This is a genomic window from Sorangium sp. So ce363, from assembly GCF_051520435.1.
Classification (GTDB): Bacteria; Myxococcota_A; Polyangia; order Polyangiales; family Polyangiaceae; genus Sorangium; species Sorangium cellulosum_B.
Window position 1 is genome coordinate 6384329 of record NZ_CP150333.1, and the last position, 18846, is coordinate 6403174.

General features: G+C 73.5%; 13 protein-coding genes. 8 read left to right on the forward strand and 5 right to left on the reverse strand.

The window, feature by feature from the left end; genetic code table 11:
* Positions 1-154 precede the first annotated feature (154 nt).
* The 3 genes from WMF12_RS23935 (at position 155) to WMF12_RS23945 (ending at position 2999) form a co-directional block, all read left to right on the forward strand.
* Positions 155-862: a hypothetical protein gene (locus tag WMF12_RS23935; RefSeq protein WP_437873791.1), complete on the forward strand. Its 708-nt coding sequence runs from the start codon at positions 155-157 to the stop codon at positions 860-862.
* A 219-nt stretch (positions 863-1081) separates the two neighbouring features.
* Positions 1082-2122, forward strand: a complete 1041-nt coding sequence (locus tag WMF12_RS23940; protein ID WP_437873792.1) for a hypothetical protein — start codon at positions 1082-1084, stop codon at positions 2120-2122.
* A 70-nt stretch (positions 2123-2192) separates the two neighbouring features.
* Complete coding sequence (locus WMF12_RS23945; RefSeq protein WP_437873793.1) at positions 2193-2999, forward strand: ferritin-like domain-containing protein; 807 nt, start codon at positions 2193-2195, stop codon at positions 2997-2999.
* A gap of 118 nt (positions 3000-3117) precedes the next feature.
* Here WMF12_RS23945 and WMF12_RS23950 read toward each other — a convergent pair whose 3' ends face one another.
* From WMF12_RS23950 to WMF12_RS23960, 3 genes are all read right to left on the reverse strand, one after another.
* Positions 3118-4125 (reverse strand): Rieske 2Fe-2S domain-containing protein, encoded by a 1008-nt coding sequence (locus WMF12_RS23950; protein ID WP_437873794.1) that lies wholly within the window; start codon positions 4123-4125, stop codon positions 3118-3120.
* Between the two features lie 56 nt (positions 4126-4181).
* Positions 4182-4790, reverse strand: a complete 609-nt coding sequence (locus WMF12_RS23955) for a TetR family transcriptional regulator (protein ID WP_437747933.1) — start codon at positions 4788-4790, stop codon at positions 4182-4184.
* Between the two features lie 150 nt (positions 4791-4940).
* Positions 4941-5453 (reverse strand): GNAT family N-acetyltransferase, encoded by a 513-nt coding sequence (locus WMF12_RS23960; protein ID WP_437873796.1) that lies wholly within the window; start codon positions 5451-5453, stop codon positions 4941-4943.
* A gap of 525 nt (positions 5454-5978) precedes the next feature.
* Here WMF12_RS23960 and WMF12_RS23965 point away from each other — a divergent pair.
* Positions 5979-6572: a hypothetical protein gene (locus tag WMF12_RS23965; protein WP_437747935.1), complete on the forward strand. Its 594-nt coding sequence runs from the start codon at positions 5979-5981 to the stop codon at positions 6570-6572.
* Positions 6573-6959: 387 nt separating this feature from the next.
* Positions 6960-8315, forward strand: a complete 1356-nt coding sequence (locus WMF12_RS23970) for a hypothetical protein (protein ID WP_437873797.1) — start codon at positions 6960-6962, stop codon at positions 8313-8315.
* A 226-nt stretch (positions 8316-8541) separates the two neighbouring features.
* Here WMF12_RS23970 and WMF12_RS23975 read toward each other — a convergent pair whose 3' ends face one another.
* Positions 8542-10065 (reverse strand): phytoene desaturase family protein, encoded by a 1524-nt coding sequence (locus WMF12_RS23975; RefSeq protein ID WP_437873799.1) that lies wholly within the window; start codon positions 10063-10065, stop codon positions 8542-8544.
* A 350-nt stretch (positions 10066-10415) separates the two neighbouring features.
* Here WMF12_RS23975 and WMF12_RS23980 point away from each other — a divergent pair, with 350 nt between their 5' ends.
* A complete protein-coding gene (locus WMF12_RS23980; RefSeq protein WP_437738972.1) occupies positions 10416-12122 on the forward strand; it encodes a protein kinase domain-containing protein in 1707 nt (568 codons plus the stop codon).
* 210 nt (positions 12123-12332) lie between these two features.
* Positions 12333-17411, forward strand: coding sequence for a translocation/assembly module TamB domain-containing protein (locus WMF12_RS23985; RefSeq protein ID WP_437873802.1), 5079 nt, complete (start codon positions 12333-12335; stop codon positions 17409-17411).
* A gap of 64 nt (positions 17412-17475) precedes the next feature.
* On the opposite strand, the gene WMF12_RS23990 is transcribed toward WMF12_RS23985, so the two are convergent.
* Positions 17476-17973, reverse strand: coding sequence for a hypothetical protein (locus WMF12_RS23990; protein WP_437738974.1), 498 nt, complete (start codon positions 17971-17973; stop codon positions 17476-17478).
* A gap of 96 nt (positions 17974-18069) precedes the next feature.
* Here WMF12_RS23990 and WMF12_RS23995 point away from each other — a divergent pair, with 96 nt between their 5' ends.
* Complete coding sequence (locus tag WMF12_RS23995; RefSeq protein WP_437873803.1) at positions 18070-18828, forward strand: class I SAM-dependent methyltransferase; 759 nt, start codon at positions 18070-18072, stop codon at positions 18826-18828.
* Positions 18829-18846: the final 18 nt, after the last annotated feature.

Consider the following 18846-nt stretch of genomic DNA (forward strand, 5'->3'; position numbering starts at 1 on the left):
GAGGGCGCGACGCCGATCTCACCGCATCCGCCGCCGCTCACGTGGGCTATCCGCCGCCCCGGTTCGGGCCTACAAACACGTGCTCTCGATGCCGCGCGACGGCCCTGCGGAAGGGTGTCTGCGCCTCCGGCATTGAACGTTCGTAGGAGCGACCATGAACAGGTGGATTGGGCAGGCCGCCGTCCTGTGCGGCCTCGCCGCGGCCGCGTGCACTCCCGGCCCGGCGGACGCGCCATGGCTCGCGGAGGGGGACGGCTCTCTGGCGCTGGACTGGGCGGCGGCCTCTCCGACGGCGTTCCGCGGCGCCCCCGGGAACGTCGACCCGAGCGCGCCGTGCTCCGCGCGGGTCCTCTTCACGGAGGCCTTCGCGGACAAGGCGACCCGGTGGAGCCTCGCGGCGGGTTGGGAGATCGGGCCTGCGAGGGCGTCGAGCGACCAGCGCGCGGGGTTCCCCGATCCGGCGAGCGATCACACCGAGGCCGGCGACGACGGCGTGGCGGGCGTGGTCCTCGGCGGCAGCCCGAGCGTCACCGCGCCGCACCCGCAGCGCTACCTGACCAGCCCCGCCGTCGACGCGCTCGTGAGCGGGCGAGTCACGCTGTCGTTCTGGCGATGGCTGAACACGACCTACCGCAACAAGGCCCGCGTCGAGGTCTTCGACGGATCGCGCTGGCGGATCGTCTACGAATCTCCGCACGACGATGTCACCGAGTCCGGATGGAAGCGCGTCACCTACGATCTGACGCCCTACAAGAGCTCGATCCTGCGCGTGCGGTTCGGCTACAGCGCCGTCATCGCCTTCGGCGGCGCGCCCATGTCGGGCTGGAACATCGACGACGTGCAGATCAGCGCCTGCCGCTGAATCGGCTCACGGCCCGAGCGGGAGAGCGCTCGCCGGCTCCCACGAACGCTGTGGAGAGGCACATCCAGGGCGTCATTTTCCTCTGCTGCTGACAGACGTCGCTCCCGGGTCCGCCACGGATCGCCCTGGCACCTCGCTTGCTCGACCCAGCCTTGGAGCGCGCGAGGACGTGACCTTGCGCCAACCTGTGCCAAAGAAAGGACCCGTCGAACCATGCTCATGCAGAAGAAGCGAAAGGTGCTGAAGGCGCCGTTCATCGTGACCGTCGCCGCGGCGGCCTCGCTCGCGGGCGCGGTGGCCCTGCCGGGGTGCGATCCCACGGTGACGAGCGGCGGCTGCCCCGAGTCGGCGCCGGAGGTCGGATCGAGCTGCGAGGAGGACGGCCTTTCGTGCAACTATGGTGAGGAGTCGTGCGGCCTCCCGATCGACAGCACGTGTGTGCGCGGGGAGTGGTATGAGGAACCCACGGTGGCCTGCAACCCGCCGGAGCCACCGGAGTGCCCCGCGGAGGTGCCGGAGGCCGGCAGCGCCTGCGAGCAGCCCGGGAAGACCTGCAACTATGACACCACCGGTTGCCCCTCGGTGGTGACGTGCGGTGACGACGCCACGTGGTCCGACCCGATCTCGCCGGCCTGCAACCCGCCGCCGCCGGAGTGCCCCGTGGAGGTGCCGAAGGCCGGCGGCGCCTGCGCGGAGCCCGGGACGACCTGCCACTATGACGCCACCGGTTGCCCCTCGGTGGTGACGTGCGGTGACGACGCCACGTGGTCCGAACCGATCTCACCGGCCTGCAACCCGCCGGCGCCGGTGTGTCCCGAGGTGATGCCGACCGACGGGGATCCCTGCGTGGCAGCGAGCGGGCCCTGCCCCTACGAGATGATGACCGGCTGCGGCCCGATGCCGACCGAGGCCGTGTGCGTTCAGCAAAAGGACACCTGGAGCTGGCAGGTAGCCGAGATCTTCTGCAACCCGCCGCCCCCCGACCTCTGTCTCACGGCCGCCACCGAGGACGCGTGCGCCAACCTCGGGCCGACGTGTCGCTGGCTCACGCCAGGCTGCGGCGACGCCTCGAATACCCCCGTGCTGGCCGAGGCGGGCTGCTTCCCGAGCCAGGGTTGCGAGGTCGACGAGGCGTGTCCGAGCGGGACGCGCTGCCAGGAGCTCGTCATCAACCCCTGTTACAAGGAGGCCTGTGACGCCTGCGGCTCGACCGTGAAGGTGTGCGCGCCGCCTGGCGGGCGCCCGAGCGCGTCGCCGTGAGCTCCTCGGGGGGCGGTGAGCGCCCGCCTCCCGTCTTGCCGCCCTCAAACCCCCCGCCTAGCGTGATCCCATGACGGACGCCCCCGACGCAGACCAGGACAGCGCCGCTGACGCGGAGGCGCCGCGCGGGCAGCGCGCCCCCCTCCCTCCGGCGAGCGACGCGGTGCGGGCCGAGTGGGGGCGGCGCGTCGAGGCCGAGTACCGCTCGGCGGCGATCACGCAGCACCTCACGCTCTGGCTGATCCAGATGGGCGCGTCGCCGGATCTCATCGACGACGGCCTCCGCATCGTCAAGGACGAGCTCGCGCACGCTCGCCTCAGCCATCGCGTCCACGCCCGCGCGGGCGGCGGCGCCTTGCCGGCGCTCCGCCGCGAGACGCTCGGGCTCAGGAGCAGCGGAGACGAGCCGCTCGAGATGGCCGTCGCCCGGGCGGGCGTCGAGGTGTTCTGCCTGGGGGAGACGGTCGCGGTCCCGCTCTTCAAGGTGCTCCGCGAGGGGTGCACCGTGCCGGTCGCGCGCCGGGCGCTCGACCGCATCCTGCGCGACGAGGTGCGACACCGCGACTTCGGCTGGACGCTGCTCCGTTACCTGTTCGAGCAGCCGTGCGCGCCGGCCGTGCGGCAGCTGGTCGAGCGCGAGCTCCACGGCATGTTCACGCGGCTGCGCAGGAGCTACATGCCCCCTGGCGGCGCGAGGCGCGCGGCGATCTCCGACGACGACCGCGCCTGGGGCCTGATGCCGCCCGCGCGGTACGGCGAGATCCTGGAGCGCGCCGTGGAGCGGGACTACGCGCCTCGCTTCGGCGAGCACGGCCTCGATGCGACCGCCGCGTGGCGCGCGGCGACAGCGCCGGACAGGTCCGCCGCGCCCCCCTGAGCCGGGCGCCTCCCATCCATCCGCCGCGCGGCGCCGCAAGACGGCCGCGCCCCCTGAGCCGGACCCCGCCAGCCCTCGCGCACAGCGCCGCCAGCCTGGAGCCTGCGCGGACGCGCCGTCACGCCATCACCCGGATCACCCGCCGTTCCGGCAGGCTCGCTCGCCTCTGCGCCCATTCGCCGCGCGCCGCCGACTCGAGGATGCGGCGCAGGAGCAGCGCTGGCGCGTCTGCCTCGACGTGGTGCTCGCGGAGGGGCCCCTGTTCCGCGCAGGTGTGCTCCGCGCTCTCCAGGAGGAGCCGGTCTTGCCGGAGGATCGCCGGCTCTTCCTGGCGAAAGCGCACGCGCGCCCCGAAGGGCAGCGCCCTCGCGCTCATCCACTCCAGGCGGCACCGATCGGGCGCGGTCGGGACGAAGTGCAGGACGATCCGGCGCGAGGGCCCTCCCAGCGAGCGCACCTCGACGCGGTCGGGGAGCTTGAACGAGAGCAGCGTCTGCAGCGACCGCTGCCCGGGCGCGCCGCCGTCCTCGCGGACCGGCCCGCGCAGCGTCATCCCATCGAGCGTCGGCCGCAGCTCGAGGAGCTCCTCGCGCAGGCCGCGGAAGAGCGCCGTGTAGAACTGCCAGTGGGTCCACGGGTGCGCAAACGCTGGATGACACCAGTCGAGGTTGTTCTCCAGGCCTTTGATGGACGAGCACCCGAGCTCCACCGAGCCCTGATCCCAGCGGTGCGCCGCAAAGCCGTCGATGCTCGGCGCGGGCGGCGGCGCTCCGCCGTGGCCCTCGCCGAGCCAGACCCACACATACCCGTCCTGCTCCGCGCACGGGAACGCGGGGACACCGCACCTCTCGGGGATGCGCCTGTCCCCCGCGAGCGACGGGATGTGCACGCACTCGCCGCCGCCGCCGTACCTCCAGCCGTGGTATCCGCACGAAAGCTCTCCCCGGGCCACGCGCCCGAGAGACAGCTTGACGCCGCGGTGGCAGCACCGATCCGCGAGCGCGCGGGGACGGCGGCCGTCTCCGCGAAATACAACGATGTCCCGATCGAGGACCCGGACCGCGCGGGGGGCATCCCCGAGCTGCGAGGACGCACAGGCAACATACCAGTACTCCCTGAGGAACATGACCTCACCTCCAGCAAACATTCATGAATGTATGTAAATCGACACAAAAAACGCCCTCAGCGCCGGAGCCCGCGCAGGAACGTCGCGACCATGCGGCGCACGACGGCCCTGGACTCCAGCGCCGTCGGGTCCATGAGGTGCAGCGCGGTCGCTCCGTGCACGAGGCTGACGGCCGCGAGGGCCGCGGCCCTCGGGTCGGTGGCGCGGTCGATCTGGCCGGCCGCGATGCCCTTTCGCACGAGGTCGGCGACCATGTCGACGAGGCGGCGCGCGTTCGCGATCTTCTGCTGGAATCCCGGTTCCAGCTCGGGCGTGAGCTCGGTCTTGAACAGCGTGATCGAGAGGACCGCGCGGTACTCTGGATCTTCCTCGAGGTACTCGAGCGAGCGCGTGAGCAGGCGCTCGATCGACTCGAGCGGCGCGTACCGGGGCGAGAGCGCCTCGGCGAAGACCTCGTTCGCCTTGGCGAAGCGCTCGCCGATCAGCGCCGAGTAGAGCTCGACCTTGCCCTTGAAGTGCCAGTAGACCGCGCCCCGCGTCAGCGCGGCTTCCGCCGCGACGTCCTGCAGCGTCGCCGCCGAGTATCCCTTGCGGCTGAAGACGCGCAGCGCCGCGTCGAGGATCTGCTCGCGGGTCGCCGCTGCTTCCTCCTTCGTCCGTCGCACCCACCTCATATACATTCGAGAATGTATGTTAGCAAGCCCGATCGTCACCTGGTCGGCGCCGGGCGCGCGGGGTGGGGTCGCCGTCGGGACGGGCAGGGCGATCTGACGGAGAGGACGCGAGACAAGGTCGTGAAGACGCCGGGCTCGGGCTCAGGTCGTGAAGACGCCGAACTCGGGGCTGTAGATGACCACGCCTCGGGCGCGCTCCAGCGCCCCCTGCGCGAGCTCGATCGCCATGAACGCCTCGTCCGCCGCGTACTCGTTGCCGAGGCCGTACAGGCTGGCCTTCTTGAACCCGAACCGAGCGTAGTACTCAGGCGATCCGAGGACGACGGCGAACGCGAAGCCGGCGTCCCTGCACGCCGCGATCCCCCGTCGCGCCAGCGCAGAGCCGATGCCGCGGCCCGCAAGCCCAGTCGAGACCGCGAGCGGCGCGAGGCCGAGGCCCTTGCCGGGGACGCCGTCGCCGGCGATCGTCACGGGGCTGAACAGGACATGTCCGACGATGCCCGTGTCCGTCTCCGCGACCAGCGAGACGGCCGCGCGCCCCGCGTCCCGCAGCCCGTCCACGAGATCCGCCTCGAGCGCCGAGGGAAACGCCGCGAGGTGGACGGCGCGGATCCCCGCTTCATCCCCCGCGCGCTCCGGCCTGACGTCCATCATCGACGCACCCCGCCGGGCCGGCGCCCCTCCGCCGATCGGCCTGCGCAAGGGGCAGCGTCCGGCGCGATCCCCCGCCCGCGAGCCGCGTCAAGCGCCAAGGAGGACGCGGTTATGACAGACCATGTCCGACCGGGTCGACGCCTCGATAACGACCCTTCCTCTCCAGTTCTCCACAGGCGTTCTCCACAGGACATCCCCTGGACAACAGCTGGATTCTGTCGATTACCTTCGCCGCGCGCGCCTCTTCTCGTCATGGCCATTCGCACAGCCTAGCGGAAGGCCGCGCCGCAGGGTGAACCGGCGCCCGAAGACAGACGCAAATACACGTAATCACAAATATTTTTACGACCGCAGGCACGGCCGTCCGCCCCTGACGGGTTGGGACAATGTCCGTCCGATCGATCCCTTTCCCGACGGGTCGAAGATGACTATCCATGGTAGACATCAAGAACGCGGCGCGACGGCGTGTCTCTCGCACGAGCGTGTAAATGGCGCGCCGGAATGCTTCGTTTTGGAGGAGACTTCATGGAAAAGATCTCGCTCACGTACTTTGTCGACTTCGTTCTCAAGGCCGGGACGCCCAAGCTGACGGGCGTCAGGGAGTTCAAGGAGCGGAAGGACGAGCTCCACACGGACTTTTACAGGCAGGTGCGAGAGGCGATCGTCGACATGCACAGGAGCGGAAAGCCCACCAGCGTGCTCGACGGCTTCCTCGCCGCGCAGCACGACGAGCGGCGCCGCCGCATCTACCCGTCGGTGGTGAACGGATATCGCAAGTTCCTCGCCTCGACGAGGATGACATGGTTCGAGCCGCCGACGTCGACGTACCGCCTCGGCGATCTCGAGATCAACGTCAACCCGGAGCTCGGGCTCGTCATCGATGGGACGCCGCATGTCATCAAGATGTATTTCCGCGGGGAGCCCCTGTCGTCCAAGCGCGTCTCGGTCGTGCTGAACCTGCTCATGAACGGGCTCGCGGAGAGCACGCCGGGCGGCGCCTTCGCGGTGCTCGACGTGCGGAACGCCAAGATTCACACCTTCAAGGTGCCGAACCCGCGGCTCAGCCTGCTTCTCCGCGGCGAGGCGGCCTCCTTCGCCACCATCTATACCGGGCTGTGATCGCGGCGCCGCGGGGCGAGGCGGCGCCGCGCAGACATCACACCACGTCGTCTCCCCGCGTCCACCGAGCCCGCGACGCCCACCGCGCTACCGGCGTTGCCACGCCGCGCGCCCTCCGCCGCTCATCCGTGCGGAGGCGCGCGGCGCGCGCGCCCCCGCACGGAGCAGGACGCGCACCGGGCGGACGCGGGAGCCGAAAGGTCGATGTCACGACGACGACGCCGTGACGCCATGACGCGATGACGCGACGTCGCGACGTCGCGACGACGTGATGACGCGACGCCGCAATGAATGGCGCACACGCAATCGAGCTGTAGGAGATCGACGCCACTGGCCTCATCGCAGAACGTACGCAGAACGTACGCGGAACGTACAAGCAGAGTAAAAATGACCGATTCAGAGAAAGAGAACTACGATCGCTCGGGCAGTTTCGTTTATCCTCGGGCTGCCATGGACCGCCGCGCGCAGATCACCGCAACCCCGCTTCATGTGCCCAGCATTCTTGTGGTCCTTGATCCCGCGTGGCCGGCGCTCTTCAGCCTGTGCCTCGCGGTGGCGCCGGGCTGCGGGGTGCTCCTGCACCGCTGCGACGCGGCCACCGCCGCGACGATCGCCGCCGAGCGGCGGCCGCTCGCGATCCTCCTGTCCAACAGCGTCTACGCGAGGGATCCCGCCGATTTCGAGGCGCTCGCCCGGGACGTCCACTCGACGCTGCTGCGGCTCGATGAGGAGGTCAGCGAGCGAGAGCTCGAGGCGATGCTGAACGGCGCGCTGCGCGAGACGCGCGAGATGAACGCGCAGCGCGACGCGGGTCGGCGCGACGAGGGAGGCGGGCGCTACACGATGATCGGGGCGCAGCGCAGCGAGACCCTCGGCCACAAGGCGGCCTCGGGCGCGGACTCCCGCGCACCGCAGCGGGCGGGCGCGAGCGCGGATTCTCGCCTCGCGGCGCAGGTCCGCGAGAGGTCGACGAGCCAGAGCACGCTGCCGCCGCCATCGGCGCGCTCCGCCGCCCCGCCGTCGGCCCGGGCGCCCCTCGCGAGCCACGCGCTCACGCCGGTGCCCCCGTCGAGCGCGCCGCCTTCGTTCCGCTCCCCACCGTCGGTGCCCTCCGCGCCGCCGCTGGCGCGCACGCAGCCGAGCGCGTACGCGCCGGGCGGGTCACCATCGGCACCGCCGCCCTCCGCCCGCTCGCTCTCGGGCCCCGCATATGCGTATGCGGAGGCCGCCGGGAGCGGCCGCCTGTCGAGCCTGCCTCCGTCGTCGCGCCCCGAGCCCCTGTCGAGCCCGCCTCCGTCGATGCGCTCACAGCTCCTGTCGGGTCCACCTCCGTCGACGCGCGCGCAGCCGAGCGTGCCGCCGGTCCCCTCGTCGCGCCCTCTGCCAGGGGGCCCTGCGGCGCGTCGACCCACGCCGATGCCGTCGAGCGCGCAAGCGGGGCCGCCCTCCTCCAGGCGCAGCCTGCCGAGCCCGCCGTCCTTGCGCACGATGGCGAGCTCGCCCCCCTCGGTGCGCTCCGTCCCGCCCGGCGCGCTCTCGAGCGCCGAGCCCCCGCCGTCGATCAAGACGATGGGGCCCCTGTCGGCGCGGATGGCCCCGGCGTCCTCGGTGCGCCCCGAGCTGTCGCCGCGCTCCGGCGTGCGAGAGCGGGGCAGCGAGGAGCTAGATGCCGTGTTCGAGGATCAGAAGCTGCCGCTCGACGCGCTCGCGCGGGGCAACCGTGGCACCACGACCACGCGCTGAAGCGCGGGCCAGAGCGGTTTCTGCCCACCTCTGCACCATCCAGAGCAGAGCGGCAGCAGAGCGGCAGCAGAGCGGCAGCAGAGCGGCAGCAGAGCGGCAGCAGAGCGGCGGTCTCCCGCACAGGAGACGGGCCCAGATCGGCGTTTTCGGCGCGCAAGCGCACTCCTGTGCGCTGAGCACCGAAAACGCCGAGATGGGCCCGTATCCGAAGCGGGTGACCGCCGCTCTAGCGGGGGCGCGTGAGCCACGATGCGGTGGAGCCCGCGGCGCGCCCGAGCAGATCGCCCGCGATGTCGACCAGCGCGGGCGGGGCGGGCGCGCCGAGATCGCGGCCGAGATCGACGAGGATGCGGTCGACGCACTCCATCGCGCTCGAGGCGGCGAGATCCATCCCCGCGCCGCGCCCGCCGGCCGCGCGCCCTGCGAGGTACAGCCCCCTCACGGGCGTGTACACCGCCGGCCGCGCGCGGCCGACCTGGCCAGGCGTCTGCGCCGTCCCCGACGCGAGCTCGCCGCCCGGAGCGCACGCCTCTCCGCCTCCGTCCGGGGATGATCCGTCGACGAAGATCGCCTGGGAGAGCACGCCGGGCACCGCCGCCGACAGCGCCCGCAAGAGCTCGTCGACCGTCGCGCCGGGTCCGCCGCGCGAGGCGCCGCCGCTCCCACCCGGTACGGCGCACGCGCAGAGGAGCTCATGTCCAGGCGGCGCGAGCGACGGGTCGAAGCGCGTCGGCGCGAGGCAATAGAACGGAAACGCCGGCGCGCCGGCGCCGCCGGCGAGACCGGCGAGCGCGCCCGCCGAGACGAGCCGCCTGCGCAGCCCGATCTTGACCTCGACCAGCCTCGGTTGAGGCGCGATCGCACGGACGCGCGCCACGTAGGCGTCGGGGAAGTGCGGCTCGCCAACGAGGCCCGACACCGTGCGCAGGAGCCCGGCCGCGCTCACCACGATGCGCGCGGGGAGCGCCGTTCCGTCCTCGAACTCGACGCCCTGCACGCGACGATCGTGCACCAGCACGCGGCGTACGGTCGCGCCCGTCCACACGGCAGCGCCGAGCTCCCGGGCCAGGCGGCAGAAGACCTCGGGGATCCGCGACGCGCCTCCCTCGGGATAACGCTGCCGGCCGGCGCGGGCGAGCCGGCGCAAGGAGAACAGCGCCTCGCCCGCAGACGCCTCGGCTCCTGGCAGCAGCAGCGGCAGGCCAAGCAGCCCGCCGAGCCGAGCGGCGGCCGCGGCGCGTGGGATGAAGCGGGCCACGTACGCCTCGGCCGTCACGTCGTCACACGCGGCCAGATCGACGTCGCGCATCGCCGCCGCGTGCGCGAAGAGACGCGCGGCGCCCGCGGCCTCCAGCGGCGTGAGGTCGAGGCCGCGCGCGAGATCCAGGGCGGTCCCGGCGAGCCGGAGGAGATCTGCCCGCAGGACGACGCGGCGAGCGCGCGCGGTCCCGGCGCGGGCGCCCGTGAAGCAGAGCGCCGCCGGCTCGTCGCTCTGCTGGAAGGTGATCGCATCGCCCTGGCCCACGCGGCGGAGCACCTCGCCGACCGGGCCTTGCTCGCCACAGCCGAGCATGTGCGTGGCTGTGTCGACACGGAAGCCGTCCCTCTCGTAAGCGGCAGAGGAGCCGCCCAGGCGGCGCTCCTTCTCGACGAGCAGGGTCGGGATGCCGGCGTGCGCAAGGAGGAGCGCCGCGGCAGCGCCGCCGACCCCGGAGCCGATCACCACCGCGCGCAAGGGAGCCTCGTCCATGACGTCACGAGAACATATCGCGGAGAGCCCGCGCGGCGCGCGCCGCGCCGCCGGCAATCACGCGAAAACCGCGCTGGAATCACGCTAGCAGACGCTAGCAGACGCCAGCAGACGCTGGCAGACGCGAGAGCACGCGAGACCACGCGAGGGGAGGCCGCGGGATGCGAGGAGGCGCGTGTGCCACATGGGAGAACGCGGGGCCGCGCGAGGAGACACCGGGCTACGCGGAATCACGCAGGGCAAGGCAGCGCAGCACACCACGACTCGACAAAACGCCGAGGCGCGCGCCGAGCGTTGACCCTCGAGAGCGGCCCCCCGTAGAGTGTAGCCTTGCAGCCGACGTGCCCGCTATGAAGACCTGCCCGCAGTGCCATCAGCGTTACCCGGCCGACAGCGCCTTCTGCTTCATCGACGGCTCGTCGCTCGTCTCCGAGAAGGATCCCCGCATCGGGACGTCGATCGCGGGTCGGTACGTCATCGAGCAGGGCCTCGGGATCGGCGGGATGGCCACGGTCTACAGGGCATACAACAAGCTGATCGGCACCCCCTGCGCCATCAAGATCCTGAACCGCGAGTTCGCGCAGGACACGACGACGCGGGAGCGCTTCCGGCGCGAGGCACGGCACGCGCAGCGGCTCGCGCACCCGAACATCATCGAGATCTTCGATCAGGGCGACACCGACGACGGGCTGCCCTTCCTGGTGATGGAGCTGCTCCAGGGGACGAGCCTCGCCGACGTCGTGGAGCGCAGCCGGGTGCCGCTCGCGCGGGCCCTGCCCATCTGGGTGCAGATGGCGCGCGCCCTCGGCCGAGCGCACGACTTCGACGTCGTGCACCGCGATCTCAAGCCGGAGAACGTGTTCCTGATGAAGGGCGACTGGGTGAAGCTCCTCGACTTCGGCATCGCCCGCTGCGCGCAGGACGCGCGCCTCACGAACCTCGGCGAGATCTTCGGCACACCGCAGTACATGGCGCCAGAGCGCAGCACGACGATCGACGCTGGCCCCCCGGCGGACCTCTACTCGCTCGGGGTCATCATGTTCGAGATGATCACGCAGCGGCTGCCGTTCGACGCCCCGGATCCGGCGAGCTGGATCCTGAAGCACATGAACGAGCAGCCGCCGCACCTCAAGGAGCTGGCCCCGGAGATGCCGGACGCGCTCGACCGCCTCGTCGGCGCCCTGCTGGCGAAGGAGCCCTCCGAGCGCCCCGTCGACGCGTACCGCGTGCTCGCGGAGCTCGAGGAGATCGCGGCCGCGAGCCGGATCGCGCTCCCCCCGCCGCCGGAGGCGATGCCGCGCGACTCGGCGGTGCGCTCGAGGGGCGCCGGGCGCGATCCCTGGGTCAGCCGGCTCGAGCTGTTCGAGCGGATGACGGCCCGCGCGTTCGGCGCGTCGGCGCCGGTGGACATCCAGCGGCAGCTCGAGGCGCTGCGCGGCGTCGTGCGGGAGCACGCCGACCTCCGCTCGAGGGCCCTCGACGAGCAGCGGCGCCTCGAGGGCGTCGCCGAGGAGTGGCGCGACGGCCGGATGCAGATCGGGCGGGCGATGGACGCGCTCACGGTCGACGCCTCGCTCACGCGCGAGGAGGCCCGGTCGTTCCGCGCCAGGGTGGCGCCGCTCAGCGCGGCGACGCAGGCGTTCGTCCCCGAGGTGCTGATCGCGCACAAGGAGGCCGTGCGCTGGGAGGGCCGGTGCGGGTTCGCCGAGCCCTACCTCGAGCTCGCCGCCAGCTACCGCAAGCTGGCCGAGCTCGTCGAGGGCTGGTATGCGTCGCGCAAGGCGGACTACGAGGCGGAGAGCGAGGCGATCGCCCGCGAGCACGAGGTGGCCGAGGTGGACGCGCAGATCAAGAAGCTGCGCGAGCGCCTCGAAGAGCTCGACCGGCAGCTCGAGGCGCGGCGCCGGGAGTCCCAGGAGCGCATCGCCGAGATCGGGCGGAGGGTCGATCAGCTCGACGCCGAGCTGCTCCACCTGGCCAGCCGCTTCTGCGCGCCGCTCCGATCGAAGCCGGAGCTCGGCACGCTCTTCGTGGAGCTCGAGCGGCTCGCCGGCTGACCGCTCCGCTCCGGCGCGCCTCGGGCGCACATCGTGGCGGCGTGTCGCAGGTCGTGGAGCTCCGGCGAGGACTTCCCTGCGGCGCGCGTGGATCCGGCGCGGGCGCGCCCCCGAGGAGCTCGACCCGGCGGCGCGGCGTTCCTCCGCCGCCTGCCGTCGCGCCGCGCGCCAGCACGGTCGCCGCGCCCCGTGCGTACTAAGCTACCCGCCGTGACGCCCGACCCCGCACCCGAGGCGCGGCGCTCCTCGGCACCGCGCGCGCCGGGACGCGCCCGCCGCGCTGCGTCCGCCGTCGCGGCGGCGCTCGGGCTCACGCTGACGTTCGCGGGCGCCGCGGCCGTCGGCGTCGCGCTCCACCTCGACACGCCCGCCGCGCGCCGCGTGGCCCGCGACGCCACGAACCGGCTCCTCGGCTCGCTGTTCCAGGGGCGGATCGTCGCTGACGAGATCGACGCGCTCGGCCTGGGCGGCGTGCGGATCCGATCCGCGGTCGCGCTCGATCCACGCGGGAACAAGGTGATCCGCGCGAGCGGCCTCGAGGCGCGCGCCGACGTGCTCGCGATGCTCCGCGGCGCGCTCTTCGGCGCGGGCGCGCTCCGCATCGAGGTCCCGTACATCCGGGTCGAGCAGGCCGACGTGCTGGTCCAGGACAACGGCGCGGGGGGCGTCACCCTCGGCGACACGTTCACGCCGCTGCCGCCGCGAAGCCCGCCCTCGTCCAAGCCCGAGGGGCCTCCGCGCGACGTCGTCGTCGCCCTCTCGCACGTCGAGATCGGGCGCGGGTGGGTCCACGGGCAGGTCGCTCCGCCGCGCGCGCTGGACGCCGATGTCAGCCGGCTCTTCGGGTCGGTGCACGTCGGCCCGGAGGGCGTCGCGGTCGACGTCGATCAGACGGGCCTCGTGGATCGCGCGTTCCTGCCGGCCAGGACGGCGGGCACGGCGAACTACCACCTCCGCGCCGGGGACGAGGTCCGGATGTGGAGCAGCTTCGCCGGTCGGCTCGCCGACGTCGAGGTCACCGCGCGGGCCGTGCTCGACGAGGAGCACCTCGAGGCGCAGGTGAGCGTCCCGCGCGCCACGCCGGAGCAGCTGCGGAGCCTCCTCCCGGATCACCCCCTCACCGAGCCCATCTCCGCGCGCGTGGCCGTGAACGGCCACCTCCCTCAGCTCGACGTGGTGGCCTCGGCCTCGGCGGATCCTGCCGGCCCCGCGGGCGGCGGCCTCGCCCTCACCGGGCGGCTCGACGTGGCGGGGCCCGTGCGGCTCGACGCGGAGGTCCAGGCGCGCGACGTCGATCTGCGGCTCTTCGGCGTGCGCCTCTCGCCCGATACGGCGAGCGGCGCGGCGCCCGCCCCGGCCGGCGCGGCGCCCGTACCGGCCGGCGCGGCGCCCGCCCCGGCCGCGCCCGCCCGGCCCCGCGCCGTACCCACCCTGACCCACGCCGCGCCCGCCCTGCCCCGCGTTGCGCCCGCCCGGCTCCGCGCCGAAGCGACGAAGCCCGCGCTGGAGCGCGGCTCCGAGCCGGCGACCTTGATCACTGCGGACGGCCGGGTGCGCGTCGAGCTCGGCGACCTGCTCCGGCTCTCCGTCGAGGCGCGGACCGAGCCCACCGCGCTGCTCGGGCAGCGCGTGCCGGCGGCGGACGTCCACCTCGTGCTCGACCGCGGCGAGCTCCACGCGCGCGCGCACCTCCATGAGCCGGGCGCGCCGATCGACGCCGCCGTCTCCTTCCTGCCGGGCGGGCAGGGCCTCCGCTTCACGGCGACGGCCGACATCCCGGCGATCGCCGCGGCGCCGCGCCTCGCCGGGCCCGTCGACGGCGCCGGCCGCGTGCGCGTCGAGGGGAGCCTGCACGAGGGAGCGCTCGACGCGCGCGTCGAAGGCGCGTTCGCCGGGCTCCGGGTCGGCCAGGACGTCGCGCTCGCCAGCGCGCGCGTCGCGGGGCGGGTCTCCGGGCCGATCGACGCGCTCTCGATCGACGCCTCGCTCTCCGGGAAGGAGGCGCTCGCCGGCGGCCACGCGCTCGACGACGTCACCGCGCAGATCTCCGGCCCGCTCGCCTCGCCGAAGCTCCGCGCGACGCTCACCGACGGCGACGACTCCCTGAGCGCCTCCGCGCGGCTGAGCGCCACTCCCCTCGCCCTCCGCGACGTCGAGCTCCAGCTGAAGCGCGACGGCGCCGCGGTCGCGGGGAAGATCACGGCGATCACCTCCTCGGCCGGCGGGCTCGCCGTCGAGGGGCTCGATCTCTCCTCGGCCGAGCTCGGCTCGCTGAAGGGCCGGCTCGCGGTGCGGGGCGATGACGTGACCGGACGCCTCCGGGGCGACGGCATCGACGTCGGCCGCGTGGCCCGGATCCTCGGGATCCCGATCCGCGTGCGCGGGCGCGCGGAGGTCGACGTCGCGCTCGATCGGGACCGCGAGACCGGGCGCTCGGGCCACGTGCGGCTCGGCCTTACGGGGGGCGAGGTCGCGTTCCTGTCCGGCATCTCGGCGCAGCTCACGGCGACCTTCGAGCGCGACCAGGTCAAGGCCGACGGGTCGGTGCGCATCGACGCGAGATCGCCGCAACCGAACGGGACCGGCGGGCAGCCGCCGAACGGCGCGTGGAACGACGCCCTCCCGCGGTGCGCCGGCACCCTCGCGAGCGTGCGTGTGTCCGGCGCCGAGGGCACGCTGGAAGGGCCCCTCCTGCACGCGAAGACCTGGACCACCCTGGTCGGGAAGGCCGAGGTCGCCGCGAACGACTGGGACCTCGGCTGCCTCGCGCAGCTCATGCCGATCGGGCACATCGTGAGCGAGGTGCGCGGCAAGCTCACGACCAGCTTCGGGGTGTCGCGCGCGGCCGGCGATCCGTTGCCTTCGCTGCACGACGTGCTCGTGCGGACGCACGGCCTCGCGCTCGCCGGTCCTCATCGGCTGGGCGCCGAGCGCCCGGCCTGGGAGTCGCGCTTCGTCGACGCGCAGCTCAAGGGCTCGTTCAGCGGCGCGACCGGCAAGGCGGACGCCGCGCTGACCCTGTACGACGGCGGGCTGCTCGCCGACGTCTCCGGCGCGATCGAGCTCGATCTCGAGGCGCTCACGGGGCCGCCCGCGGACCGGTGGTCGTCGCTCCTGCGCTCGCCCATCGCCGCGCACGCCTCCATCCCGCGGCGTGGGATGGACCAGCTCGCCACGCTGCCCTCGTTCGTGCGCGAGGCGCTCCCGCCGCTCGCCGGCGAGGTGCGGATCGACGCGTACGCAAGCGGCACGATCGAGCGTCCGTTCCTGACGGCGCGCACCCTCTGGTGGGGCTTGACCTATGCGCCGCCGGGCGCCTCGAGCGCGACGGATCTCCTTTTCCCCACCGATCTCGACGCTTGGCTCACGTACGACAGCGAGAAGGCCACGCTGGACGCGCACGTCACGCGCGGCGCGGCCGAGATCGCGACGGTGAGCGCCGAGGTGCTCGCCCCGCTCGAGCGCCTGCTCGCGGACGTCCCGGCGCGCGCGCTCAAAGGCGCGCCTCCGCCCCCGGCGTGGACCGGCTCCTTCCGCGCGACGCTGCGCGAGGTCCCGCTCGGCGAGATCCCCCTGCTCGCCGACAGCGGCATCGCCGGGCGCGTGAGCGGCGAGATCGAGATGCGCGGCCTCAACATCGCGCCGTCGCTCAAGGCGCGCCTCACGGTGCCGGGCGTCACGCTCGGGAGCGACCTCGCCTTCGAGCGCGGCGTGCTCGCGCTGCGGATCGACCCGATGCGCGAGGCCGGGCGCGGGCACCTCCGCGTCACCGAGCTCGCCCTCGAGGGCCGGCGCGGCGGCAAGATCCGCGCGAACGCCTTCGCCAGCGTGCGCTTCCGCGGCGGGTTCATCCCGGTCCTCGACGGCGAGCGCACGGACCTCGCCATCTCCGCGGAGCGCTTCCGGCTCGCGGCGCTCCAGCCGCTGGTCGGCGGCCTGCTGAGCAAGGTCGATGGGACGCTGGACGGCAACCTCCGCATCGAGCTCGGTGGCCCGTCCGACGCGGACGGCAACCTCCGCGCCCAGCTGGAGGTCACGGACGGCGTCGTGCACATCCCGGAGCTCGGGCAGGAGCTGCGCGACGTGGCCGCCCGCATCACGGCCGAGGGCGGCGTCCTCCGGATCGAGGGCTTCCGCGCGGCGGGCACGACCGGGATGGCGCAGGGCTGGGCCCTGTTCCGGCTCGCCGGGCTGGGGCTGCGCGACGGCGCCGGGGCGCTGACGATCGCCGAGGACCAGGCCCTCCCGCTCACGCTCGAGGGGGTGCCGCTCGGGACCGCCTCCGGGGCGCTGTCGTTCATCGCGGAGAAGAAGCCGGGCGAGCTCGCCCTGTACGCGACGGTCCCCACGCTCCGCGTCTCGCTGCCGGCGACGAGCAGCCGCGACGTCCAGCCGCTCGGCGACAACCCCGACATCTCCGTCTCGCAGCCGCTCGGGCCGGAGAAGCAGCGGCGCGCGGCGGACGCGCTCCGCTACTCCGTGGCGTTCGACGTGCGCGACGCGTTCGTCAGCGGCGCGGGGCTAAGGCTGCGCCTGCAGAGCGCCGAGGACGCGCCGCCGCGCGTCGTGATCGGAGAGGACACGCGGGTGTCGGGCGGCATCGTGGTCACGCGGGGCGAGCTCGAGATCTACGGCAAGGCGTTCGAGATCGAGGGCGGGCGCGTGCGCCTGCGCGAGGAAGAGGCGTCGAACCCGCACCTGAACGTCACGGCGCACTGGGACGCCCCCGACGGCACGCGCATCCACGTCGCCTTCAACGGCAACCTCCGGCCCATCACCGACAGGTCGCTGCGCTTCACCTCGAGCCCGCCGAGCTCGCAGCAGGACATCCTCGCGCGGCTCCTGTTCGGCGCCGATTTCTCGGAGGGCGCGCAGGCCGCGGGCTCCCAGACGCCCGCGGGCCTGGCGGCCGGCGGCGTCGCGGCGTCGCTCGGCAGCGAGATCGCGTCGGCGCAGTTCAACGCGCTGCTGAGCGGCATCGCGCCGCTGCGCGGGCTGACGACGCGGTTCGGGACGACGTCCGAGGGCGCGCTGCGGACGAGCGTGGTCTACCGGCTGAGCGACAACCTGACGGCGCTGGCCACCTTCCAGGAAGGCGCGCAGCAGAGCGCCGCGACGGGATCGAGCGGGCCGACCCCTGGCGGGACGGCGAGCGAGCGCGGCACGCGGACCGAGGTCACCATCGACTGGCGCTTCAGCGAGCACTGGACGCTCCGCGGCACGGTGGGCGTCGACGCGCGCCAGGCGACCTCGGGCATGCTCGACCTGCTCTGGCAGCACCGGTACTGAGCCGAGCGCGGCCGCATCGGCCCGGCGCGACGGCGATCCTCCTCTGGATCTCCGGCGCGCGGGGCTAGCGCGCGGCCCGCGGGGGCAGCGTGACCTCGCGCCCGCCCACGCAGAGCGTGGGCGGCTCGGCCTCGACGAGCAGCGGGGCGAGCTGCGTCTGCGCGTGGCGCGAGAAGCGCGCCTCGAGCGCGCCGCTCCGGGCGCGCGCGTACACGACGCCGTCCTCGCCGAGGGAGAGCGTCGCCGGATCGAGCGGCTCCTCCGTGCCGTCGAACAGGAGCAGCGAGACCGCGCCGCCCTCGCCGATCCGGAGCGCGTCGACGAAGAGCGGCGCGTCCTCGGCCTGGAAGTAACACCAGTCGTAGCCGTTCGTGAGGATCGGCCGGCCGTCGTCCGGGTGCCGCCCGATCCAGGACCGGAGCCCGCGCTCGAGCGCCGGATGGTCGACCCGGGCGCCGTCGTGCCAGAAACGGCCCTCGCGATCGAGCCGGATCGAGCTCTCGCGGGAGGTCCCTGGGGGCGGCGCGAAGCGGAAGAAATCGGGATGGTCGCCGGGTTTCATGGGTCACCTCGCAGGAGAGATGCGGCCCGGCGCGGTGAATCGCAAGGAGCGCAAGGAGCGCGGGCAGCGCGCGGCGCGGAGTACTATAGCGGGCCCATGGGAGCCCAGACGGTAGAGGTCGGCACGGACGAGCACCTGCGCGCGACGCGGGCGTACTACGACGAGTTCTCGGCGCGCTACGAGGCCCGGCGCGGAGGGCGCGATCCCGGGGGCTACCACGACCTCGTCGACGCGCTCGAGGTCGACTTCGTGCGCCGCTTCGGCGAGGGCCGCGACGTGCTCGAGGTGGGGTGTGGGACCGGGCTCCTGCTCGCGCGGATCGGCGCGTTCGCGCGCGCCGCGCGCGGGGTCGATCTCTCGCCCGGCATGCTCGAGCGCGCCCGGGAGCGCGGGCTCGACGTCGTGGAGGGGAGCGCGACCGACCTGCCGTTCGCCGACGAGAGCTTCGACGTCGCGTGCTCGTTCAAGGTGCTCGCCCACGTGGAGGACGTCCGTCGCGCGCTGTCGGAGATGGCGCGCGTGGTGCGGCCCGGCGGGCACGTGATCGCCGAGTTCTACAACCCCTACAGCCTGCGCGGGCTCGTGAAGCGGCTCGGCCCGGCGGGCGCCATCAGCGACAGGACCCGGGAGAGCGCCGTCTTCACGCGCTTCGACGCGCCGACCGCCGCCGCCGCCCTGATGCCGGACGGCGTGCGCGTCGTCGCCTCGCGCGGGGTGCGCATCGTGACGCCGTTCGCGGCCGCGATGCGCGTGCCGGGCCTCGGGCGCCTCCTGCACCGGGCGGAGTGGGCGCTGTGCGACACGCCGCTCGCGCAGCTCGGCGGGTTCTGGATCGCCGCCGCGCGGAAGGCGTGAGCCGCGCGGCGCCCCCGG